The sequence below is a fragment of the Bordetella genomosp. 9 genome (assembly GCF_002261425.1).
Taxonomy (GTDB): Bacteria; Pseudomonadota; Gammaproteobacteria; order Burkholderiales; family Burkholderiaceae_B; genus Bordetella_C.
In genome coordinates this window covers 213,278-236,037 of record NZ_NEVJ01000001.1, presented here as the reverse complement: position 1 = coordinate 236,037, position 22,760 = coordinate 213,278, and the positions used below count along the sequence as shown (strand labels likewise).

The window sequence follows — 22,760 nt, the reverse complement described above, 5'->3', positions numbered from 1 at the left end:
TGATCCGGCCAGGACGCCCCGGCCGCTACTGGAGGACCACCAATGCTACAGACGCGCCCACTGCATGCGGGATTCGGCATCGAAGTGCTCGGCCTGGACCTGTCCAAGCCGGACAGCGACGCCGCCGTGGACGAACTGGTGCGGCAGGTCGACCGCCACTCCCTGATCCTGGTGCGCGGGCAGGCGTTGAGCAACCAGCGCCATGTCGACGTCAGCCGCCGCTTCGGCGACCTGATGACCCACGTCCTGAAGCAGTTCCTGACCACGGGACTGCCCGAAATCTATGTGCTGTCCAACGTGACCGAGGACGGCAAGCCCATCGGCAATCACAAGGAAGGCTGGAACTGGCACTCCGATCTCTCGTATGTGGCCGAACCCAGCATGGGCTCGCTGCTCTACGCGGTGGAAGTGCCGCCGGAAGGCGCGGACACGCTGTTCGCCAGCATGCACCTTGCCTACGAGGCGCTGCCCGCCAGGACCCAGGCGCGCATCCGCAACCTGACCGCCACGCACTCCTACGCCGGCTACTACGGCAAGGCCTTCGCCGACCGCGCGCCCTTGACCGAGGAACAGAAGGCGCGGACGCCCGACGTCGTCCATCCGGTGGTGCGCACGCATCCCGTGACGGGCCGCCTGTCGCTGTACGTCGGCCAGGACATCGTCAAGCAGATCAATGACCTGCCGCCCGACGAAGCCGAGACCCTCCTCGCGGAACTCAACCGGCACGCCATTTCCGATGAATTCGTCTATCGCCACACGTGGCAGCAAGGCGACCTGATCATCTGGGACAACCGCTGCACCATGCATTGCGCCACGCCTTACGAAGACACCCGGTACCGACGCATCATGCACCGGACAACGGTCGCGGGCACGCGGCCTTTTTGAACACTAGGGGATAGAACGATGAAGACCAAGCGCTTGTTTACCCTGCTGGCGTGGGCAGCCACGTTCGGACTCGCTGCGCCCGCCCTGGCCGCGCCCGCCGCCAAGGAACCGGTCAAGGCCTCGCTGCGGCTGAAGTGGCTGCCGCAGACGCAGTTCGCCGGCTTCTACTACGCGCTCGCCAAGGGCTACTACAAGGAAGAAGGCATCGACCTGACCATCAATCCCGGCGGCCCCAACCTGCTGACGGAGAACCTGGTGGCCACCGGCGCCGACACCTTCGGCCTGTCCGGCGGCACCGACAGCGTCATGGCCGCGATCGACAAGGGCATGCCCATCGTTTCGGTGGGCGTCGCGCACCAGATCACGCCGTTCGTGTTCGTCACCAAGAAAGACGGACCGAAGACATTGAAAGAATTCGAGGGCAAGAAGGTCACCGCCTGGTTCACCGGCGCCCAGTACGTACTGTTCGGGATGCTGGCCAACCAGGGTGTCGATCGCGCCAAGGTCGATGTCCAGCCGCAGCAGGTCAGCGTCACGCCCTTCGTCAACGGCGAGGTCGATGTGGTGACCGCCACCTGGTACAACGAGCTCTATACCATCCGCCAGCGCGTGGGCGAGCAGAACCTGCGCCTGTTCAAGGCGGAGGACTACGGCATCACCTTCCCGCGCGACACGCTGATCGTGTCCACCAAGACGGCGCAGGAAAAACCCGAGCTTGTCACGGCCTTCCTGCGCGCGTCGATCCGCGGCTGGCGCGAGGCCATGGCCCACCCGAAGGAAGCGGTTGACGTCGTGATGAAGGTGGCGCCCACGCTGGACCGCGCGCACCAGGAATTCATGCTGACCGAGGCCTATCGCCTGATGACGGCGGGCAAGGCCGGCACCGAAGGCCTGTTCTGGATCGATCCGGCGGCGATGCAGAAGGCGGAGGAATTTCTGCGCACCAATAAGGTGATCAGCAAGCCGGTGGACGTCTCCAAGGCCTTCGACAGCCGCTTCCTGCAGGCCATCCCGGTGGCGGAGCGGCGGCCATGACGGCGGGCCGGCCGCGTGCCGGCTCGGCGGCTGCCGTGCTGCTGCGCGGCGCGGCCGCCGTGGTCGCCGTGGGCGTGCTGTGGGAGGCCGCCGTGCGCGCGGGCGGCATCAAGCCCTACTACCTGCCCAGCCTGTCATCCATCCTGCAGGCCATCGCCGCCCTGCCCGAGACCTATGCGGCGAGCTTCCTGCGCACCTTGTCCGAGACCGTGCTGGGCTACGCCGCGGGCGCCGTCGTCGGCGTGGTCAACGGCGTGCTGTTCCATCGCATGCGGCTGCTGCGCGAGCTGGTGTTCCCGCTTTTCGTCATCTCGCAGACCATACCGGTGATCGCCTTCGGCGCGGTGGTCGTGCTGTGGTTCGGCAACACCATCCTGGCCAAGGCCCTGATCGCCTTCTACCTGACGTTCTTTCCCGTCACGGTGAACACGCTGCAGGGGCTCGAGGCCGTCGACCGGCGCCAGGTGGACCTGCTGCGCAGCTTTGGCGCGACACCGCTCCAGTTGCTGCTGCGCCTGCAACTGCCCGCCGCGCTGCCGCAGATTTTCGTGGCGCTGCGGCTGGCCTGCACGCTCAGCCTGCTGGGCGCCATTGCGGGCGAATGGTTCGGCGACACCATCGGCCTGGGCGTGCTGCTGCTGCAGGCCATGTACAACGAGCAGTTCGTCTCCTTGTGGGCGGCCATCCTGATGGCCGGCCTGCTGGGCACGTCCTTCTACGGGCTGGTCGCCTGGGCGGAGCGCAAGGTCGTTTTCTGGAGGGCCGAACTATGAAGATCACGCTGCCCAGGCCCGGCAACCCCCGGGCAGCCCGGCGCGCCGCGCTCGGGCTGCTGGGCCTGGCCGTACTCTGGGAGCTGTGCGCGCGCGCGTTCGCGCTGCCCGACTACGTGCTGCCGCGCTTCACCCGCATACTGGCCGCCATCGTGGACCAGCACGCGCTATTGCTGGCCGCGGCGCGCATGACGGTGATGGAAGCGGTGTGCGGCTTCCTGCTCGGCGCCGCCGCGGGCATCCTGTTGGCCATCATCCTGACCATGCTGCCACGGGCGCGCGGCGTCGTGCTGCCGCTGGCCACCGCGCTCAACTCGGTACCGGTCGTGGCCTATGCCCCGCTCATCCTGCTCTGGTTCGGCATGGGCCCGGAATCCAAGATCGTCATGGTGGCCCTGGCGGTGGGATTCACGGTGTTCCTGCATGCCCTGGCGGGGCTGGACCGCGTGGACCAGCGCGCGGTCGACCTGATGCGCAGCTTCGGCGCGGATCGTGCCGCGATCCTCTGGCGGCTGCGGCTGCCCGCGGCCATTCCGCTGACCGCGGCCGGCATGCGGGTGTCCACCGTACGCGCCATGATCGTGGCCATCGTGACGGAAATGCTGGGCGCGACCGGCGGGCTGGGATGGACCATCTTCCAGGCCGTACTGCAGATCGACTTCGTCCAGGTCTGGTCGGCGATCTTCGTCGCTTCCGCGGCGAGCCTGTTGTTCTTCGGCTTGGTCAATCTGCTGGAAAAGCGCTACATCTTCTGGAAGTAGACCGTGGCCATGGACCATGGGCTGGCGCCCAGGCGAAGGGCGCCAGCGCCGGCGGGTCAGCTCGTCAGGGTGACGAACCAGACCTTCTTCACGAAATCGTCCACTTCCCAGTGCCCTTTGTAGCCTTCCGGCATCACGAAGGGATCGCCCACCTTCAGGTGATGCACCGTACCGTCGGGATCGACGACACGGCACTCGCCTTCCAGGATATAGCCGAACTCGATATAGCCCGTGGTGTCGGAGCGGAACTTGCCGGCCGTGCTTTCCCAGATGCCGGACGACGCCCGGCCGTTGTTGCCCTCGAAGCCGGTGATGGTGCGGAAGACCGTGTCGCCTTCCATCGGACGGCGCGGCTTGCCGATGTCGGGGTTGGCCATGGGGCCGGCGCTGAAGCGCACCAGCTTGGGGTCGATTTGCGTCACGTCGTGGTCCAGGGGGCGAGCGTTCGGGGGTGCCACTGTATCGCCTGGCGCCGCGAAGATCAACGGAAACGCCGCCGCGCCTTACTCCGGCTGTATCCCGGCCGCTTTGACCACCTTGCCCCACTTCTCAAGTTCGCTGGCCTGGAACCTGACCAGTTCCTCGGGGGTGGACGTCCAGGGTTCGGTGGCGGAGTTGGCGAAGAAGCTCCGGGCATGCTCGCTCCGGGTGGCATTGATCAACAACGCGCGCAGGCGCTCCACGATCGCGGCCGGCGTGCCGGCGGGTAGATAGGCGGCGAACCAATAGCCCATGTCGTAGCCCTTGATGCCCGCCTCGTCCAGCGTAGGCAGATCCGGAAGCTGCGGCAGGCGCCGGGCCGTGGAAGCGCCCAGCGCACGCAGCCTGCCGGATTGGATGTGCGCCATGCCGGTCACCGTGTCGATCACCATCATGTCGATATGGCCGCCCAGCAGATCGTTCAGCGCAGCCGGATTGCTGTTGTAGCCCACCCATACGATGTCGGTATGGCTCAACTGCTTGAGCATCTCTCCCGCCATCCGGCTGGATGAATTGCCGCTGCCGAAGCTGAGCTTGCCAGGCGCTTTCCTGGCCTGTTCGAGCAGGTCGTTCACGGTGCGATAGGACGTATCCGCGCGCACGACCAACACCTGCCCGCCCCGCCCCAACAATGTCACCGGGGCGTAGTCCTTGGCAGGATCATAGGGCAGCCGCTTGAACAGGAAGGGATTCGCCGCCTGCGTCGTATTGGTGGTGATCAATACCGAGTAGCCGTCCGGCGCGGCGCGGGCCACGTGCTGGGCCGCGATCATGCCGCTGGCGCCGGCCCGGTTTTCCACGATCACCGGCTGGCCGGTCTGCTCCGTGATCGACGCCGACAGCGCCCGCGCCAATTGGTCGGTGGCGCTGCCCGCGCCGAAGGGCACCACGAAGGTGACGGGCTTGGCGGGATACTCCGCGGCGCGCGATGGCGCGCCCGCAAGCGCGGCGGCTAACACGATGCAGGCCAGCAGTACGCGCGACAGGCCTTTCTCGCAAGGCGATCTCATAGTCATTGTCTCCAGATCATTGTTATTCATGCGTCTTCAGTCCGATGCGCAGTTCGCCTCCCGCTTGCGCGCCGCCCTGGTCTCCAGGAAGCGCGCCACCACGCCTTTGTGTTCTTCGCCGCACAGCAGGATGGCCTGCAACGCGGCGGCTTGCTCCAGCGCGATGGGCAACGGATGGTCCGCGGCGTCCAGCACCAGGCGCTTGGCCATGCGCAGCGCCTGCGGCGGATTGGCCGCGATCCGGCTCGCCATCTCCAGGACCGCCATGTCCAGACGGTCGGGCTCGACGACGCGCGTCACCAGTCCCAGGGCCAATGCCGCCGCCGCGTCGATGAATTCGCTGGTCAGCGTCAGCTCCAGAGCCTTGCTCCGGCCGACCAGGCGGGTCAGGAACCAGGCGCCGCCGATGCCGGACACCAGTCCCAGGCGCAGAAAACTCTCGGCAAGGGTCGCATTCGTGCTGGCGATGCGCAGATCGCACATCAACGCGAGGTCGCACCCGGCGCCGACCGCCGCCCCGTTGATGGCGGCGATGGAGGGAATCCGCAGCGCCTGAAAGGCGTGCGTGACACGATGCAGGCTGGTTCTCAGGCGCGCCTGCACGTCCGCGACGGAGCCCTGCATCAAGTCCGCGCCGTCACGCATGTCCTTGATGTTGCCGCCTGTGCAGAAATGCGTCCCTGATGAGCGGATCACCAGGCAGTGGACGTCCTCCAACCGGTCAGCCTCTTCCACCGCCTGCGCAAGCGCTTCGGCCATGGCCACCGACACCGCGTTGCCAGTGGCGGGATCATTCATGGTCAGGACCAGTACCCGGTCGATGACCTGTCGCTGGACCAGGCCCTCGCCAGCGCGCGGCGTCTTGGAAAAGTCGGGCGTATGCATCACGGTGCCTCCGCGGTTCTGAAAGCGGTGTCGAAAGCTGCGATATCGGCCTCGTCATAGCCGATCTCACGCAGGATCTCCGCAGCGTGTTCTCCGATCAACGGAGCGGCTCTGTCGCGTGCTGTTCCCAGGTTGGCGTGCGCGGGCCCCGGCACGAAACCGGGCAGGCGCACCACGCCGGCCACCGGATGCGTCACCATCGAGTCGATGCCACTGGCCGCGTATTCGTCGGAGGCAACGACTTCGCCATAGCGCGCGATGGGGGCGCACAGAATGTCGGCTTCAAGCAGCAGGCGCTGCCACTGCGCGGTATCGCGGGTCAGGAAACGCGCGGCCAGCGCCTGCCGCAGGTCGCTCCGGTGCGCCACCCGGCTTTCGTTGGTGGCGAAGCGCGGGTCCTGCTCCAGGCCCGGCGCATCCAGCAGTGCGCACAGCGCGCGCCAGCGGTCGGGTTGGTACGCGGCGACCATGATCCAGCCGTCACGGGTGGGATACGCCTCGTTCGGCGCGGCATATGGCGCCGCGCTACCCATCTTGCGCGGATCCATGCCCGCCGCGAAATACGAGGCATAGTTCGTCTGCTGCAACATGATGGCCGCGTTGTACAGGCTGATGTCCAGCCGCTCGCCCTGTCCGCTCTGCCGGGCGGCGATATAGGCGGCCAGGATGGAAATGGCGGCGAAATATCCGCCCGCCATGTCCGCGACAGGCGCGGCGACCTTCACCGGATCACCGCCGTCCGTCCCCATGGTGCTCATCAGGCCGCTGGCGGCCTGCATGATGCCGTCCACGCCAGGCCGGGTTCGGAAAGGGCTGGTCTGCCCATAGGCCGAGATGGAGCAATACACCAATCCCGGGTTCGCCGCCGACACGGTTTCATAATCCAGGCCCAGCTGGCGCATGACGCCGGGGCGGAAATTCTCCACCACCACGTGCGCGCCCCGTATCAAGCGCAACGCGGCCTCGCGGCCACTCGGCGATTTCAAGTCCATGGCGATGCCACGCTTGTTGCGGTTCACGCTCAGATGAATGGCGCTTACGCCATTGATCCAGGGCGGCCCCAGCCGCCGGCCCATCTCCCCCTGCGGCGCCTCCACCTTGATGACGTCGGCCCCCAGGTCCGCCAGCATCATGGTCGCGACCGGACCGGCCAGGACGTGCGAGAAATCGATGACCCGCACGCCCCTCAAGCTACTCCTGAACATCTCCTGCCTCCCGCCTCTCCCGGCCTCAAGGGCACCCGGGGCTTGCTTCGATGAAGGCAGGATAGTGACGCGGTGGGGACGCGGCAAACGACTTTAACGCCCGCAGGCTTTGACTTTTGGTAAAGGGCACGCCCCCGACGACGCCAGCGGCCGTGCGGGTCAACCGGCCTTTCTGCTGTCAGCGGCAGGCGCTTGGGCGGCGCCGGGCAGCTCTTCCCGCCGCACCGTCGCGGCGAGCCAGTCGCGAAAGGCACGCAAGGCGGCCGGCTGCGCCCTGCCCGCCGGCCAGGCAAGGTAATAGGTGTAGTGGCCTCGGTCCAGCACAAACGCGAACGGCGCGACCAGCGAACCTTCCGCCAGCTCCTTATCGACCAGGGCTTTCTGGGCAATGGCGATGCCATGGCCTTCAAGGGCGGCCTGATACGCCAGCAGCGACGTTTCGTACTTCATCCCGCGCGAGGAATCGACCAGCGTCCGCCCCGCGGCCCGCAGCCACAGGGACCAGTCGTCCGGCCGCGCCAGCGAGTGCAGAAGCGTCTGCCTGTCCAGGCGCGTCTTTTCGTTCAGCCGCAGCGCGGGCGCGGCGACAGGCACCAGCACATTGGGCATCAGCCGCAAGGTGTGGACGCCAGGCCACACGCCGTCGCCCAGCTCGATCCCGGCGTCGATCTCCTCCCGCTGGAAATCCAGTGGCCGCGACGAAGTCGTCACCTGCACGTCGACCTGGGGATTCGACCGATGGAAGCCAGCCAGGCGAGGGATAAGCCAGCGCACCGCGAAGGTGGCGGGGGAACGTATGCGCAAGGTGCCCCCGCTGTCGCGCTTGCGGGTGACCGCGGCGGTCGCGCTGCGCAAGTTCGCGAACAGGGGCATCAATTCGGACAGGTAGCGCGCGCCCGCGGGGGTCAGCTCCAGCGCGCCCCGCACGCGGTTGAACAGCGGCGTCCCCAGGTACGCCTCCAGCAGGCGCACCTGCCGGCTCACCGCGGCGGGCGTGACGCTGAGCTCGTCGGCGGCGCGCGAAATACTGAGAAGCCGGCCGGCCGCCTCGAACGCACGGGCGGGATTCAGCGGAGGTAGCAGGTCGCGGCGGGACATGGTGAGTTCGAATGAGCAGAGGAACGATTTTCCCGCATTGCCTGAACTCTACAACATGGGTTATAAATGATAACAATTACTATTCGCACATACCCCGCCCGGGCCGCCAGCCCGCTCGCCCCATGTCGACCGCCGAAGCCTCCACCCGTGACGACCTGCACACGCTGTACAGCGACCACCATGGTTGGCTGTTCGGATGGCTGCGCAAAAAGGTGGGCAACAGCTTCGACGCGGCCGACCTGGCGCAGGACACCTTCGTCAGCGTCATGGCCGCGGGCGCGGCGCGGACGATACGCGAGCCCCGCCCTTTCCTGGTGACGGTCGCGCGCCGGCTCGTGGCGCATCGCCACCGCCGCCAGTTGCTGGAAACCAGCTATCTGCAAATGCTGGCCGCCATGCCGGAGGAACTTGCGCCCTCGCCTGAAGCCAGGCTGCTGGCGCTGGAGGCCCTGCAGCAGATGGACGCCGTGCTCGACGGCCTCCCGCCCAAGGTGCGGGAGGCTTTCCTGCTGGCCCACTTCGAGGAATTGAGCTATGCCGACATCGCGCGGCGCCTGGGCGTATCGGCCAGCTCGATCAAGCAGTACCTGACGCGCGCGAACCGGCAATGCCTGTTCGCCCTGGCGTTCTGACGTTCTTCGCGCCATGCCTTTTTCCTGTACGCCCGCCGAATCCGCGCTACCGGACGACAGGCGCGTCCTGCCGGGCCGGGCCGCCGTCCGCGCGGCGCCCATGGCCTGCGGCCAGGCGATCAGCGAGGCCACCGCCGACGCCGCGGCCGAGTGGCTGACGGTGATGATGTCGGGCGAAGCGACGGAAAGCGAACGCCAGCGCTGGCAGCAATGGCGCCAGGCCGATCCCGAACACGAACTGGCCTGGCAGCACATCGAGACCGTCACCCGCCGGCTGGGGCTCATGCAACCGGGCGCGGCCTATCGGGCACTGTCGCCCTACGCGGGGCCGGCGGCGCCCCGGCGCCGCAAGGCCATGCGCATGCTGCTGTGGGGCGGCGCGCTGGGAACGGGCACCCTGCTCGCTTCGCGCACACAGGCATGGCGGCAGGCAACCGCCGACTATCGCAGCGGCGTCGGCGAACAGCGCGAGGTCGTGCTGAGCGACGACACGCGCATCCTGCTCGATACCGACAGCGCCATCGACGTGCGCTTCGATGCGCGGCGCCGTCTGGTGCGCCTGGTCGCCGGCGAGGCCATGATCGTCACCGGCCATGCGCCGGTGGACGGCGCCCCGGACGGCCGGCCTTTCATCGTGCAGACCGAGGAAGGCCGCATCCGCGCGCTCGGCACGCGCTTCCTGGCGCGGCAGGATGAAGGGATCACCCTGGTCGCCGTGATCGAAAGCGCGGTCGAAGTCAGCCCGGACGCAGCGGCCGCCGCGCCACGCATCGTGCGCGCGGGCGAGCGCGCCATCTTCAGCCGGAACGCCATCGACGGCGTATCGGCGCTGCGCGATGCCGACGTCGCCTGGACGCGTGGCCAGATCGTCGCGGAAGACATGCGGCTCGACGATTTCCTGGCGAAGCTGGGCCGCTACCGTCCCGGCTTCCTGCGCTGCGACGCACGCGCGGCCGATCTGCGGGTATCGGGCGTGTTCCCGCTGGCGGACACGGACCGCATCCTGGACATGCTGGCGAAGGTGCTGCCCGTCCAGGTGCACCGGCGCACCCGCTATTGGGTGACCATCGAAGCACTCGCCTGACGTCGAAAGAATTTTCGCACGACGCCTGCCCGATCGGCCTGCTCGCGGCACATATCCCCTGAGGACTTATCGCACACCTATAAGCTTAGGGGAACCCATGCTGATTGCCCGTCGTCGTCGCGCGCATCCCGATACGCCACATCGATCAACCAAGACCGGTTCGCGGCAGGCATTCCCGCCGCGCGCCATCATCCGGCTGCTGGCCGCCGTCGGCTGCGGCGCGGCGCTGTATGGGGCGGTGCCGGGTCACGCATGGGCGCAATCCGCTGCGCAATCCGCTGCGCAATCCGCGGCGCCAGCCACGGCGCCAGCCACGGCGCGGCGGTTCGACATTCCCGCCGGCGCGCTGGCGCCGGCGCTGCGCAGCCTGGCCAGCTCGGCCAACGTCCTGCTGACCTTCACGGAAGACCAGGCCGCGGGCAAGCGTACCGCCGGCATCAGCGGCCGCTATACGCCGCGCGCGGCGCTCGCGTCGCTGCTCGCCGGCACCGGCCTGGAAGCCGTGCAGCAGGACAACGGCGGCTATCTGCTGCGCCCCGCGCCGGACACCAGCACGACGCTGCCCGAGGTCAAGGTCACGGGCAGCGCGGTCTCCGACGCCAATAAGGAAGGCAGCGGGTCCTATGCGGCGACCACCGCCACCATCGGCAAGATCCCCGTGCCGATCAAGGAGATCCCCGCCTCGGTTTCCGTCCTGACACGCGAACGCATGGACGACCAGAACGTCGCCACCATCCAGCAGGGCCTGCGCTACGTCACGGGCGTGGGCTCGGTGGACTACGGCGACGGCACCGGCTACTACCGCGCGCGCGGCAACCAGATGGGCATCGAATTCGATGGCGTGTCCATCATGAACGGCCTGCAATACCAGCAGCAGTTCGACATGGCCATGTACGACCGCGTGGAAGTCCTGCGCGGCCCGGCGGGCGTGACCGATGACTCGCTCGGCCAGCCGGGCGGCACCGTCAACCTGGTGCGCAAGCGCCCGCAGGACGAGTTCCATCTGTCCAGCGAAACGCAGATCAGCACCTTCGGCGGCGCGCGCCAGGTCTTCGACGTCGGCGGCCCGCTGAACGAAGCGGGCACCCTGCGCGGCCGGGCGGTGATCGCGGGCAACAACTGGCAGCAGTCCGTGGACGTCACGCGCAACCGCAACGCGATGGGCTACGTCGCCCTGGACTACGACTTTTCCCCACGCACCACCTTGTCCTTCTCGGGAGGCTACCAGGTCACCAAGATCACCGGCCTGGACTACGGCGCGGGCGGCGTCATCAACGACACGCGGACGGCGCTGGTCGGTCGCGTGCCCGGGTCTTACCACGACAACTACAGCCCCGACTGGAACCGCTCCTATGTGGCGCTGAAGGAAGCCAACGCCAACCTGACGCATCGATTCGACAACGGCTGGACCTGGGACTCGACGGCCTTCTACCGCGAGGCCAGGCTCAGCGCCAAGTACGCCTATTCCGGCCCCGCCGCCACCGCGGACGGCCAGGCGCGCTTCGGCGACCAGCGGCAGCTGACGGACGTGGACTGGGCGGGCTTCGACACCCACGCATCCGGCCCCGTGCAGGCCTTCGGCCTGACGCACACGCTGACGGCCGGCTTCAATTACGCGCAGATGAACCAGCGCGCCAAGTCCGGCTTCGTGCCCCTGACCGGGCCCAATCCGGGCGGCCTGTTCAGCCTCTACGATGCCGACGACGTGCCCGAAGTGAGCGTGCCTTTCACCTATGACGCGAAAAGCCGCCTGGAGCAGTACAGCTTCTATACCCAGGGACGCGTGAAGCTGGCGGATCCCGTCACCCTGGTGCTGGGCGCGCGCGAGGCCTATCTGCAGGAACGCAGCAAAAGCGTCCTGTCCGCCGATCCCAGCTGGGGCACGATCGCCGACGTCAAGCACCGTTTCCTGCCGTCGGCCGGCCTGGTGTGGGACATCACGCCGTCGACCACCGCCTATGCCAATTTCTCGCGCTTCATGACGGCGCAGACGGCCACGAGCTTTACCGGCGCGCTGCTGCCGCCGCGCACGGGCGAACAATACGAGATCGGCCTGAAGAACAGCTTCCTGGACAATCGCCTGAACACGACGGTGGCGCTGTTCCGCATCAACGACAAGGATCGCGCGGTCACCGATCCCGACCATCCCACCGGCAGCATCCCGGGCGGCAAGGCGCGCGACCAGGGCGTGGAGTTCGAAGTCAACGGCCAGACCACGCCGAACTGGAACGTCTATGCGGGCTACACCTATCTGAACGTCAAGTTCGCCAACGACGACGCCGACCTGACCGACGGCACCGATCCCAAGCACCTGTTCAAGCTGTGGACCAAGTACAAGTTCACCGACGGCCCGCTGCAGAAGGTGAGCGTGGGTGGCGGCATGCTCGCGCAGACCGCCACCACCCGCGGGGTGACCCAGGGCGGATACGCCATCTTCAACGCGACGGTGGGATACCAGGTGAACCAGAACGTCGACGTGTCGATCGCCCTGAACAACATCTTCGACCGCGATTACTACATCCGTCCGCCGGGCTACTTCTACAGCGTGTTCGGCGACCGCCGCAACGCGATGCTGACGGTCCGGTATCACCTCTAGGCGCACGGCCGCCGATCGGGAAGGCGGTCGTCCTGCCCGGTCACGGCGGCGCCATGCCTTGCCTGCGTCAGGGCTTGCGCGTCAGGGGGCGTGCGTCAGGTCTTGCGTATCAGCGCGTCGGCGCCCAGCGCTTCGCAACGATCCACGCCGAGCATCGCCATGTTGCGATCGATCTCGGCGTGCAGCAGCCCGATGGCGTGCCGCACGCCGGCTTCCCCGGCCACCGCCGCGGCGTAGTTGAACGGCCTGCCGACGAAGGCCATCCGCGCGCCCAGCGCCAGCGCCTTCAGCACGTCCGAGCCCCTGCGAAACCCGCCATCGATCATGACGGGATAGCCAGGGCCCAGCGCCTGCACGACTCGCTCCAGCGTGCGCATCGGCGACGCCGCGCCGTCCAGCTGGCGGCCGCCGTGATTGGACAGGATCACGCCGTCCGCGCCGATCCGTTGGGCCATGCGCGCATCGTCGACGCCGATCACGCCCTTGATGACCAATGGACCCGGCCAGCGCCGGCGGATGGCCGACATATGTTCCCAACTGAGATTGTCGCGCGCCGAGAAATCGCGCATGACGGTCGACGACACGATCGGCGCGCCCCGCGTCGCGAAGGAATTCTCGAAGTGGGGCATGCCATGCCGCGCCCACGTCCGCAGCAAGGTGTTCACCACCCAGCGCGGCCGCAGCAGGCCGTCCCAGGCCAGGCGCGGGCTGGGGCGCAGGGGCGTGGAGAATCCGCTGCGCACATTGTTCTCACGGTTGGCGGAGACGGGAATGTCCACGGTGACCACCAGGACCTGGAAGCCGGCGCGCCGTACGCGATCGACCAGGGCATCGATGCGCGCCTGGTCCCCCGGCAGGTAGGCCTGGAACCAGGTGCCGGGACACTCTCGAGCCACATCTTCCATGGGGATCAGGGACGTCGCGCTCATGATCGCCGGCACGCCGGCGTCGCGCGCCGCCCGCGCCAGCACGAGATCGCCCCGGTAGGCGGATAGCGCCGCGATGCCCATGGGCGCGATGCCGAACGGCGACGCATAGCGATTGCCGAACAGCTCCACCGCCTGGGTGCGCCGCGATACGTCGCGCAGCACACGCGTCACGAACGCAAATTCGTCGAAGACCGCCCGGTTGTCGTCGCGCGAGGTGTTGTCTTCCGCGGCGCCCGCGATGTACCCGAAGATCGGCCGCGGCAGCCGGGCCCGCGCGGCTGCCTCGAAATCATGCAGGGAGAGCATCCGGGAAAGGACAGACGGCGGCTTGCGATTCCGACGCGGAATGGCCGCGGCGGATGGCGGCATGACGGATTCGTTGGTGCGGTGCGCGTACATGGGTTGCGTGACGGCTATTGAAGGGGCCGCCGTTCCAGGAAAGGGAGCGCCCACTTTAGGCGCCTGGCCGCGCGCGGAAAAGCGATATATAGTTGACGAATTGATTCGCTTTTTTCGAACATATCTTTCGAACATCTCTGTCGAACATCTCTGTCGAACATCTCTGTCGAACATATTTTTCGAACACATTAATGGCCCTGCCCTCCGTCAAGCAATTGGAAGCCTTCTGGTGGGCGGCGCAATGCGCCAACTTCGCCACCGCGGCAGAACGCATCCACCTGTCGATTTCCGCACTGTCCAAGCGATTGGCGGAACTGGAATCGGCCATCGGCCAACCCCTGTTCGATCGCAGCGGCCAGAAGGCGGTGCTGACCGACACGGGGCGCCGGCTGCTTCCCGTGGCGCTGCAGGTGCTGGACGCCGCCGCGGCATTCGAACGCCAGACCGCCGACGCCACCGCGTTGCGAGGCCATTGCCGGTTCGGCGTCGGCGATCTATCGGCCCTGACGTGGCTGCCGGCCCTGGTCGCCCTCGCGCATGGCACGCATCCAGGCCTCGTCCTGGAGCCTTACGTGAACGTCGGCGGGGTGCTGGAACGGCGCCTGGCCGACGGCGAACTCGATTTCGCTGTCATCGCCGGCCTGTCGCCGCGCAGCGAACTGGTATCGCAGGCCATGGGCCAGGCGCGTTTCGAATGGGTCGCCGCGCCGGCATTGACGGCCGCGCCCCGCAAGCGTGCGGCGCCCGGCGGTGCAGCCAAGCCCGGCGTGCAGGAACTGCTGCGCCGCCATCCGCTGGTGACGCTGCCGGCGGACGCCGGCACCACGCGACTGCTGGACGAGTGGCTGCTGGCGCACAAGGCCGGCGTGGAACAGCGCATCGTCTGCAACAGTTGGGCGGCAGTGGCGGGGATGATAGGCGCCGGCGTGGGCGTGGGCTTTCTGCCGGCTGGCTGGGCGGAACGGCTCAAGCTGCATTGCATCGGCGCGAGGTCGCCGTTGCGGCCGCTGCAGTACGCGTTCCAGTGGCGCCGCGGCGATAGCCGCGGCCTGTTGGCCAGCATGCGTGCGATGGTGGCCACGACCATCGATTTCACGCATGCCCCCTGCATAGGCAGGGCTTGAGACCTGATTGCTACTGCACGCGAACGGCATCTCCGTACCGTTCCAGCCACTCCCGCATCATGATGTCGTTCATGCCGTAGGTCTTGCGGTGGTACACGGCTTCCCATTCCGGGCAAGCGTGCGGCTGGCGCGCCAGCTGGATTTCCAGTGCCGCGCAGGCGGCTTCGCGGCAGGCATGCCCGCCGACGCGGCTCAGCAGATTGACGGCGGCTGTCATGACGTCGTCGATGAAGTCCAGGCAGCCGTTCACGAATCGCCGGCTTTCCTCATCGCTGGACGGGTCCTTGTCGACCATGATGCGCACCAGCCTGGCCACCAGGGATTCCGGCACACCGCGGTACCGCGCGTACGGCAGTATCCAGACGGGGTGATAGTGCGTGTTGCCCAATAGGTGCGTGTAGGCCTGGAAGTGCGCCACCGCCATCTCATGCGCCAGGGTGGCGGATTGGCGCCAGTCCCCCAGCCCCCATGCGTGCAGCAGATTCCCGAGCAGGGATGGGCTGCACGCCTTGCGGCGATAAAGCAGGTACAGGAAGCGATGCCGCCCGATTTCCTGCCGCACCCGGGTCAGCCGGTCCGCGCCCTGGATATCGTGCGATGTGTACAGGCGGTGCAGGAATACCAGGTCGCGCAAGGGGAGCGGCTCGGCCGGCGCCAGCGGGTTGCGATGGCCCGCCTCGTGCAGAAGATGAACCGCGATGGTCAGGCCATTCAGTTCGTCCCAGGTCCGGTAATGCACGCCGACCTTGATCGAGGTGCCGGGAACCAGTGTATGGATGCGGCAAATTTCCGCTTGCCGGTCGCGCGCGGTCAGGCGGATGCCGCCACGGCCCACAATGCGCTCGTAGCGCGTGGCATCGACCTGCGTCATGGTCAGGTGCGATTCGCGGATGGCATAGATATCCACATCGGCGCCGTCGCTGCCCAATCCTTCGACGAAACCACCGCCGGCGAAGGCGGCGTCCCTATCCGTAAGGTACGTATTTCCAAGCACGAAACTGCGTTCGAGCGCGAGCGAACCCGCGAGCTGCAGCTGTTGTTCAGTGAACTTGCCCATAGCGTCTCCGACAGGTTAGGCACGCGGAACGCGCGCCCATCGGTACCGAGGGCAAGCATGGAAGGGACGTGCGTCGTTCGGCACGTTGCAGCTTGCCTGCGGAAAACCTGCGGCAAGTTTGCAGAAACGTTACGGTATTGTTCCCGTTGCCTGGCAGAATCAGACCAAACTGGACGTCGGGTCGGACGATGCCTGGGTCTGTCTAACGCATCCCGGCGGCTAGGCCGTGATCGTGCGCGACAGCGACCGGCCGCCGCGGCGCCGTCAGTGCGTACAGCACCACCATCGTGACCGCATAGATCGGCACGCTGCGCATGTTGCGGAACATCATTTCGGTCAGGCTGAAGGCCGTATAGCCCAGGCAGAACAACAGGCCGACCTGCGCGCCGATATGCACCCGCGGATCGGGATGGAACATCCGCCGGTAGAAAATCACGGCCGGCAACAGGTACAGGGTGAGCATGGCCAGGAGGCCGATCGCGCCGTAGCCGGCCATGGCCGCGATCAGGTCGTTATGGGGTTCGCCGTAATCGCTGGCGACCAGGGGCGTCACGATGCCACGGTCGCGCAGCTCGGCAAGATTCGACCGGAAGTTGCGTGCGCCAGTGCCGATCACGGGATGATCCAGGAACATCAGCCACGACGCATGCCAAAGCTGCATGCGTATGCCGACCGAGGTGTCGCGGTCGGCGTTGTCCACATAGTTCTCGACGTCCGATGCGACTTCCCGCATGCGGCTGTCCTGCATGTGCCACAGCAGTGACGTGGCGCCCGCCAGCACGACGAGCAGGCCGGCCACGAACACGGCCTTGGCCCTGCGCGACCAATGCGCGCGCGACAACAGGACGACCAGGCCGAAGATGGGCAGCAGCATCCAGCTGCTGCGCGTCTGCGACAGCCAGGTCCCGTACAGGCTCAGGACCGCGGCCAGGATCTTCAGGCCTTTTTCGACGCGCGGCCAGCGGCTCAATGTCCATGGCAGCATCAACAGGCAGGCAAAGCCGAAGAACAGCGTCAGGTCCGCGAAGGCCACGGCGTTGTATCGCCCGCCGAAATCACTGACCGTACCCCGGCCCAGATCGGCGGTGTGCATGATGACGATCAGCATGATCGAGCCGGCGTAGGCGCTGAACAACAGGCTCCACTGCACCTGCTGCAGCCAGCGCACCGGCGCTCGCAGCAGCAGCCAACCGATCGGACAGGCCAGCGCGAAGCGGAAGAACTTCTCGAATTCCGACGAACTCCATGCGCCGTTCACCAACGCGAAGGTCAACAGCACCGACGCCAAGGGCGCGCATAACGCGATGGCCGCCGGCCATATGGGGGCCATGGCGGCCGTGTCCGTGGCGCCACCGCCGCGCAGCCGGTCGTGGACGATGGCGATGATGGCCAGCAGCCCAGCCACGTAAAGCAGGGTCGGGCCGGCCGAAGCGCTGGTCAGCGCGCACGCGGGCACGAGTAGGGCGAGTATTGCCGCCAGGCGGGGATATAGCGATGGCATGAACTCAAATCACTGTATGGGGCAATACCGATCCATCACCCCATGCATGGTTTGGGCTGCTTCGGTCGTGCGGGGCAAGCTTGCCGCTTGCGGGAAAGTCGGGAAAACGGAAGGGGGCGAACCATCACGCCGCATTCCAGGGCGGCGCGACGGGATTGCGCCGGTCGTCCTGCTGCAGGCGGCGGAACGCCCACATGACGCTGCGGGGCGACAGCCAGTCGCGCCACAGGCGGTCACGCCAGCGCCCGCCCGGAATGTAGGCGGGGTAGACGATGCGCGACGTGGCCCAGGCGGGACGCCATGCCTTGGTGCGGGTAGGACGGCCGGTGACCGACAAGGTGGGAACGCCCAGATTGGACGCCAGATGCCCCAGCCCGGATTCGTTGCCGATGAACCAGCCCGAGGCGTGTATCAGCGAAGCCACTTCCGACAGCGAGGGCAGTTCGGGAACCTTCAGGCCGGCGTCTCTCAGGAAGATCCAGTCCTTGCGCTCATGGGGCGCGACCAGGAAATTGGGTTCGTATCCGTCCTTGAGCAGGCGCACGCCCAAGGCTTCGAAATGATGGGGAGCCCAGCAGCGCAATGCTTCCGTCGAGGTGGGATGCAGCACGATACGGCCAGGACAGGATCGGTGGTCCAGCCGGTTCAGCGGCTGCAGGGCATTGTGCGTCGTGGCGCCCGGCATGGCGAGTTCGTCACGGCAGAAGTCGCGGATCTGGAAAAGCTTGACGAAGCCCCGGCCGGTCACGACCACGTGGGCGTCATAGTAGAAATATTTTTCATGGCAGTCGTGCAGCGTATAGGGCCAGCCTATGTGCATCTGGCCCACGCAGTCGAATTGCGCCAGCGTTTCCCGCGCCCGGGCCTGCGGCAGCGACGGCCGGACGTCCATGGTGGGAAACCAGTCCTTGAGCGCATGGACGTAATCGCCGAACACGGTCACCTGACGGCCATGGAGCGCCAGGTTCTGCGCCAGGGTCATCATCAGCAGGGTGTCGCCAAGCCGTGGCGCCATCAGCAGCGCGACGCGACCGGCACCGCGCAAGCCGCTCAGCGCTCGGGGCTTGTCGTACGGGGGCATGACGCCGGAAGGTGTGGGCATAGTCCTACAATTCCAAAAGGAGCCGCGGTTCCATCATGAACAATTTAGGAGTTTGCCTGGAAGACTGTAACTATCTGCGACAAATTAAAACGAATTTAGCTGCCACACTTTGACATAGAGAACATTACACGAGGCAGACGGATAATCCGCCCGTAAAAGCCCTAGTGATAACCCGAAGGTCGACAGGATGCGCCGGTTCGACCCCAATATATCTGCTTGCCAACCAGTGTACCGCGAACGTACCGGGCTTCCGGTAACGCCGGTCCCCACATACGTAACTTCCTACAAACAAGGGACATTTGTCGGGTGGCGTCCGGCGCGGCCCGGTTGACGACCGGAATCGCCGCCGCGGACACGGACGCTGCGCTGTCAGGCGCCGCGTGCCTCACCCAGTGGACGCGGGACCACGCCGATATCGCGCCAATTGGACGGATGGCACGTAAAAAGCAACATCTGGTGGCGCGTGCCGGCGTCGAACAAGGCGCGTTTCATCTGGCTCAGGCGGGCATCGTCGCTATGGACCAGGGCGTCGTCCAGGATGATCAGGGTGGGCCGCCCCGCCGCACGCAGCAGATCCGCGTAGGCCAGCCGGGCTATCACGCCCAGCTGTTCGCGCGCGCCGAAACTCAGCGCCTCGAAAAGACTGCTTTCCGGGCCCCGGTGCCCGGCGCGGGTCAGCGGTCCCAGCATCAGGTCTTCATTGATCTCGATATGGGCCTGCGGATAGAGCAGGTCGACATAGTGCTGCAGCCCCCGGCGCAGCGGCGCCTGCAACTGGCGGGTCAGGATGTCGCGCTTGCCGCGAAGCAGCCCCAGAAGATGGTCCAGGGCGCGCGCCTGCTGTCCGAGCTCCGCGGCCTGCCGCCGCGCCTGCGCCAGGTCGCGGGCGGTTTCGGCCATGCGTTCGTCCAGGCCCTGCGCGCCGGCGACCTGCAGCTCGGCTTCCAGGCGGAACAACATGTCGCGCCGCTCGGCGTGGCGCCTTTCGTGTTGTTCGGCGCTGCGGCGGAAGCGCTCGATGTCCTGCCTCAGGATGTCGGGCCGCGATTGGGCGATCTGGCGTTCGAGGACCTGGGCCCGCGCCAGGGCGGCCTGCGCCTCGGCGCCGGCCAGGGCGAGTTCGCGCTCCGCCTCGGCCAGCCTGCCGTCGCGGGCCTGTGATTCCAGTTCGGCCTGGGCGGCGTCGCACTCGCGTTGCGCGGCTTCGACGCGCGCGCGAGCGTTGCTTTCGGCCAGCCGCGCCGCATGCCAGGCTTCCGTTGCCTGGCGGACGGCGGCTTCCGCGGCGGCGGCGGCCGCATCGGCATCGGCGACCGGAATGCCTTCGGCGGAGGCTACGGTGGACGTGGACGTGGACGTGGACGGGGCCTGGGCCTGCGCCGCATCGAGCTCGGCGATACGCGCCCGGGCATCCGCCAGTTCGGCGCGCAGCGCTTCGATGCCGCGCGGCGCCAGCCCCTTCAAGGTGGCTTCCGCATTGCGCGTCTCGGACAGGTGCGCCGCGTGCGCGCGCAGACGCGACTCGGCATCTTCCAGGCTGGCCACCCCGGCGCTTTCCAGCAGATCCTGCCGCCGCGCGAGCCATTCCGCCTGCTCGCGCCGGAGTACGGCCAGGTCCGCGCCGCCGGGGATGATTTCCAGCTCGCCGACGCCGGCCACGCGCAGCACGGTCGGCGCGACCAATTGCCGTTCGCCGTCGCCGCGCAGCACTTCGTCGCCGGCGTCGATACCGGCGGACGTTTCGAGCCGATAACGCAGCCTGGTCGCCACGCCGGCGCGGCGCAGTTCCAGTTCGCGCAGGGCCAATTGGGCCTCGCGCAGGCGCTGGACGACGGCGTCGTCGATGCGCAACGCGGCCGCCTCGCGGCGGTGTTCGATCAAACGGGCCTGCTCCGCTTCGGCCTGCGTCACGGCACCGGTTGCCGCATCGCATCGGGCCTGCAAGGCGGCGCGTTCGCGGTCGCCCTGGCGCCGGGCGTCGTGCTGGCGGGCGCGCTGTTGCTGCTGGCGCGCCTCGGCCAGGGCGGCTTCCGCTTTTTCCAGTTTGCCGCGCCATGGATCCACCGACGCCGCGGCCTGCGCATGGACGTCGGCGGCCCGGGCCAGCGTTTCCCGCCGGGCGGCCACCGCTCGCTCCTGCGCGGCATGGGTGTCCAGGCGATTGCGCGCCAGTTCCGCCCGGCTTTCCCACCGCCCGGCCTGCGTTCTTTCCAGCGCGAGCGCGTCCTGCAGGCTCTGGATCCGGGCCAGCGCTTCGGCGGCGGCCTTTTCCTGTTGCCGGAACGCCGCCCAGGGCTGGCTCGCCGCGTCATCCTGGTGTTCGCGGCGCAAACTCGCCAGTTGGTCGACCTTGTGGCGATACTCCAGGGCTTCGCGCTGCAGTTCCGCCAGCAATGATTCGAGTTCGACCGATTTTTCCAGCGCCGCGGCATAGGCGCCCCTGGGCTTGCCCGTGGCGGACGTCAGCAAGGCGTCGCGCAGGCCCTGGACTTCGGCGATGACTTCATCGCCCTGGGTGCTGGCGACTTCGCCCACGGACGCATCGAGCGCCGTGCGCAGATGGCCTGTCGCATGCGCCACCGGCTCGCGTATGTCCTGGCCGCTTCCCTGCTGTATCCACAGCAGGCCGGGGATGCCCCAGTGTTCCGCCTTGCTGGCACCCTTGCTGGCGTGCTGGAATCCCATCAGCACCGCCAGCGCTTCTTCCGCCTCCGCGCCGTCCAGTACGCGCGCGCCGATACGCAGCTCGCAGCGCTTGCGTCCCAGGAAGCGCTTCATCAGCTGGTATTCCTGGCCGTCGTGTTCGAAAACCACCGTGACGGCCGGCGACGCCGACGGGTCGTCCCAGGGACGGAAATCTTCCGCCGCGCTGGAGCGGAAGCGTTCGAAGAAAGCGGCCCGGATCGCGGCGACGACCGTGCTTTTGCCGGCTTCGTTCGGCCCGGAGAACAGATTGATGCCGTCCTGCAGGCCATCGATCTCGATCGGCTCGCGGAACTGCCTGAACTGTTCGATACGTATGCGGGTGAGCTTCACGACGCGTCCTTGGCCGGCGCCACGTCGGCATGGCCCGCGCGGCGGTCCAGGATCCCCGCCAGCAGCGCCAGGGCATCGCGGGCGACCTGGCTGTCCGGGCCGTCCTGCTGGGCGCGCAGGTCGGCGATGACCTCGCCCAGGTAGCCGTCGGCCCGCAGGCCTTCCATGTCCTGCTCGGTGGGCAGCAGGGTAAGCGCGGACAGATCGGCCAGCAGCGCGCGCGTCACGCCGCGCGCCTGGGCGATGCTCCGCTGCAGGCGGCGGTAGCCATCGAGATCGACCTGGCCCGCGCAGGCCAGCTGCAATACGTCCCGCGGCCCCAGGGACTCCAGCTGCAGGATGGCGGCGTCCACATCGCTGGGCACCCGCAGCTGCAAAGTTTCCATCCGCCAGCGAAACGTCCCGGTGGGCAGCATCGTCACCGTGGGGACGGCGCCCGGGCCGTCCAGCTCGACCACCAGGGCCTGGCCCGAATCATTGGCCCGGAACCGGTCCGTCTCGGGCGTGCCGCTGTACCAGGTTCTATCGTCGATCTGGCGGCAGCCATGCCAGTCGCCCAGCGCCAGATAGTCCAGGCGCGCGCGCGCGGCCCGGCCGGCGCCGATGGGATTGGGCGAATCGATGTCGTCGGCCAGGATGCCCTGCACGCTGCCGTGCGCCATGCCGATGCGCACCAGGCCGGGCGCGGTATCGGCGCCGTCGAACCATTCAGTCAGGTCGTTATAGGTGTTGCGCTGGGTCAGCGGCGCGGGCAGGATCGCCACGCCCTGATCCTTGAGTACCAGCGGCTGCGGCGCCAGGCACAGGTGCACGTGCGGCGGGACGGCGTTCAGCCGGGCGGCGCGCGTCCAGACCGATTCGCTGAGCGCGGCATCGTGGTTGCCGGGGATGAATACCCACGGACCGGCGTAGCCGTTCAAGGCGTTGAACAGCCGATGCAGGGTGCGATCGGTGACCGTCTGGGCATCGAACACGTCGCCGGCCACCAGCACCAGGTCTACACCACGCGTGGTGGCCGCCTCGGCGAGGCGTTCAACGACCTGGAAGCGCGCATCCGCGAGTATGGCGGCGTCATCCGCATCGAACTGGCCGAACAGCTTGCCGATCTGCCAATCTGAGGTGTGTAGTAGTCGAACCAAGGCGCACTCATGGGGAAACTGCAGCGAGT

The 22,760-nt window shown here is 67.4% G+C and carries 19 protein-coding genes; 8 read left to right on the top strand and 11 right to left on the bottom strand.

All coding sequences use genetic code 11. From position 1 onward, the window contains the following. The first annotated feature begins 42 nt into the window (after nt 1-42). The 4 genes from CAL26_RS01035 to CAL26_RS01020 are packed head-to-tail and all read left to right on the top strand — an operon-like array spanning nt 43 to nt 3,454. Nucleotides 43-885, top strand: coding sequence for a TauD/TfdA dioxygenase family protein (locus tag CAL26_RS01035; protein WP_094845102.1), 843 nt, complete (start codon nt 43-45; stop codon nt 883-885). 18 nt (nt 886-903) lie between these two features. Further along, nucleotides 904-1,920, top strand: coding sequence for an ABC transporter substrate-binding protein (locus CAL26_RS01030; RefSeq protein ID WP_094845101.1), 1,017 nt, complete (start codon nt 904-906; stop codon nt 1,918-1,920). After that, complete coding sequence (locus CAL26_RS01025; protein ID WP_094845100.1) at nt 1,917-2,693, top strand: ABC transporter permease; 777 nt, start codon at nt 1,917-1,919, stop codon at nt 2,691-2,693. Before CAL26_RS01030 ends, CAL26_RS01025 begins: the two co-directional genes overlap by 4 nt. Then, the gene (locus CAL26_RS01020) at nt 2,690-3,454 is read left to right on the top strand and encodes an ABC transporter permease (protein WP_094845099.1); all 765 of its coding nucleotides are present in this window, start codon (nt 2,690-2,692) and stop codon (nt 3,452-3,454) included. Before CAL26_RS01025 ends, CAL26_RS01020 begins: the two co-directional genes overlap by 4 nt. A gap of 56 nt (nt 3,455-3,510) precedes the next feature. Here the strand turns inward: CAL26_RS01020 and CAL26_RS01015 are convergent, their stop codons facing one another. From CAL26_RS01015 to CAL26_RS00995, 5 genes are all read right to left on the bottom strand, one after another. Continuing rightward, nucleotides 3,511-3,831, bottom strand: a complete 321-nt coding sequence (locus CAL26_RS01015; protein ID WP_094845955.1) for a cupin domain-containing protein — start codon at nt 3,829-3,831, stop codon at nt 3,511-3,513. Between the two features lie 126 nt (nt 3,832-3,957). Further along, nucleotides 3,958-4,950 carry a Bug family tripartite tricarboxylate transporter substrate binding protein gene (locus CAL26_RS01010; RefSeq protein ID WP_373454429.1) on the bottom strand — a complete coding sequence of 331 codons (993 nt, stop codon included), beginning with the start codon at nt 4,948-4,950 and terminating at the stop codon, nt 3,958-3,960. A 30-nt stretch (nt 4,951-4,980) separates the two neighbouring features. Beyond that, the gene (locus CAL26_RS01005; protein WP_094845097.1) at nt 4,981-5,829 is read right to left on the bottom strand and encodes an enoyl-CoA hydratase-related protein; all 849 of its coding nucleotides are present in this window, start codon (nt 5,827-5,829) and stop codon (nt 4,981-4,983) included. Then, nucleotides 5,829-7,034 (bottom strand): CaiB/BaiF CoA transferase family protein, encoded by a 1,206-nt coding sequence (locus CAL26_RS01000; protein ID WP_094845096.1) that lies wholly within the window; start codon nt 7,032-7,034, stop codon nt 5,829-5,831. Before CAL26_RS01000 ends, CAL26_RS01005 begins: the two co-directional genes overlap by 1 nt. 159 nt (nt 7,035-7,193) lie before the next feature. Continuing rightward, nucleotides 7,194-8,132 (bottom strand): LysR substrate-binding domain-containing protein, encoded by a 939-nt coding sequence (locus CAL26_RS00995; protein WP_094845095.1) that lies wholly within the window; start codon nt 8,130-8,132, stop codon nt 7,194-7,196. A 122-nt stretch (nt 8,133-8,254) separates the two neighbouring features. On the opposite strand from CAL26_RS00995, the gene CAL26_RS00990 reads away from it, so the two are divergent. From CAL26_RS00990 to CAL26_RS00980, 3 genes are all read left to right on the top strand, one after another. Further along, nucleotides 8,255-8,764: a sigma-70 family RNA polymerase sigma factor gene (locus CAL26_RS00990; protein WP_094845094.1), complete on the top strand. Its 510-nt coding sequence runs from the start codon at nt 8,255-8,257 to the stop codon at nt 8,762-8,764. Between the two features lie 13 nt (nt 8,765-8,777). After that, entirely contained in the window at nt 8,778-9,848 is a 1,071-nt protein-coding gene (locus CAL26_RS00985) for a FecR domain-containing protein (RefSeq protein WP_256987843.1), read from the top strand. A 97-nt stretch (nt 9,849-9,945) separates the two neighbouring features. Then, nucleotides 9,946-12,444 (top strand): TonB-dependent siderophore receptor, encoded by a 2,499-nt coding sequence (locus tag CAL26_RS00980; protein WP_094845093.1) that lies wholly within the window; start codon nt 9,946-9,948, stop codon nt 12,442-12,444. Nucleotides 12,445-12,539: 95 nt separating this feature from the next. Here the strand turns inward: CAL26_RS00980 and CAL26_RS00975 are convergent, their stop codons facing one another. Further along, nucleotides 12,540-13,742: an alpha-hydroxy acid oxidase gene (locus CAL26_RS00975; protein ID WP_094845953.1), complete on the bottom strand. Its 1,203-nt coding sequence runs from the start codon at nt 13,740-13,742 to the stop codon at nt 12,540-12,542. Between the two features lie 221 nt (nt 13,743-13,963). On the opposite strand from CAL26_RS00975, the gene CAL26_RS00970 reads away from it, so the two are divergent. Beyond that, on the top strand, nt 13,964-14,896 hold the full coding sequence (locus CAL26_RS00970) for a LysR family transcriptional regulator (protein WP_094845092.1): 933 nt from the start codon (nt 13,964-13,966) through the stop codon (nt 14,894-14,896). A 10-nt stretch (nt 14,897-14,906) separates the two neighbouring features. Here the strand turns inward: CAL26_RS00970 and CAL26_RS00965 are convergent, their stop codons facing one another. The 5 genes from CAL26_RS00965 to CAL26_RS00945 all read right to left on the bottom strand — a co-directional run bounded on the left by CAL26_RS00965 (nt 14,907) and on the right by CAL26_RS00945 (nt 22,731). Beyond that, a complete protein-coding gene (locus CAL26_RS00965) occupies nt 14,907-15,953 on the bottom strand; it encodes a hypothetical protein (RefSeq protein WP_094845091.1) in 1,047 nt (348 codons plus the stop codon). A gap of 202 nt (nt 15,954-16,155) precedes the next feature. Then, entirely contained in the window at nt 16,156-17,454 is a 1,299-nt protein-coding gene (locus CAL26_RS00960; RefSeq protein ID WP_094845090.1) for an O-antigen ligase family protein, read from the bottom strand. Nucleotides 17,455-17,578: 124 nt separating this feature from the next. Then, the gene (locus CAL26_RS00955; protein WP_094845089.1) at nt 17,579-18,556 is read right to left on the bottom strand and encodes a glycosyltransferase family 9 protein; all 978 of its coding nucleotides are present in this window, start codon (nt 18,554-18,556) and stop codon (nt 17,579-17,581) included. A 369-nt stretch (nt 18,557-18,925) separates the two neighbouring features. Further along, a complete protein-coding gene (locus tag CAL26_RS00950) occupies nt 18,926-21,592 on the bottom strand; it encodes an AAA family ATPase (protein ID WP_094845088.1) in 2,667 nt (888 codons plus the stop codon). Beyond that, entirely contained in the window at nt 21,589-22,731 is a 1,143-nt protein-coding gene (locus CAL26_RS00945; protein ID WP_094845087.1) for a metallophosphoesterase family protein, read from the bottom strand. Before CAL26_RS00945 ends, CAL26_RS00950 begins: the two co-directional genes overlap by 4 nt. Nucleotides 22,732-22,760 lie beyond the last annotated feature (29 nt).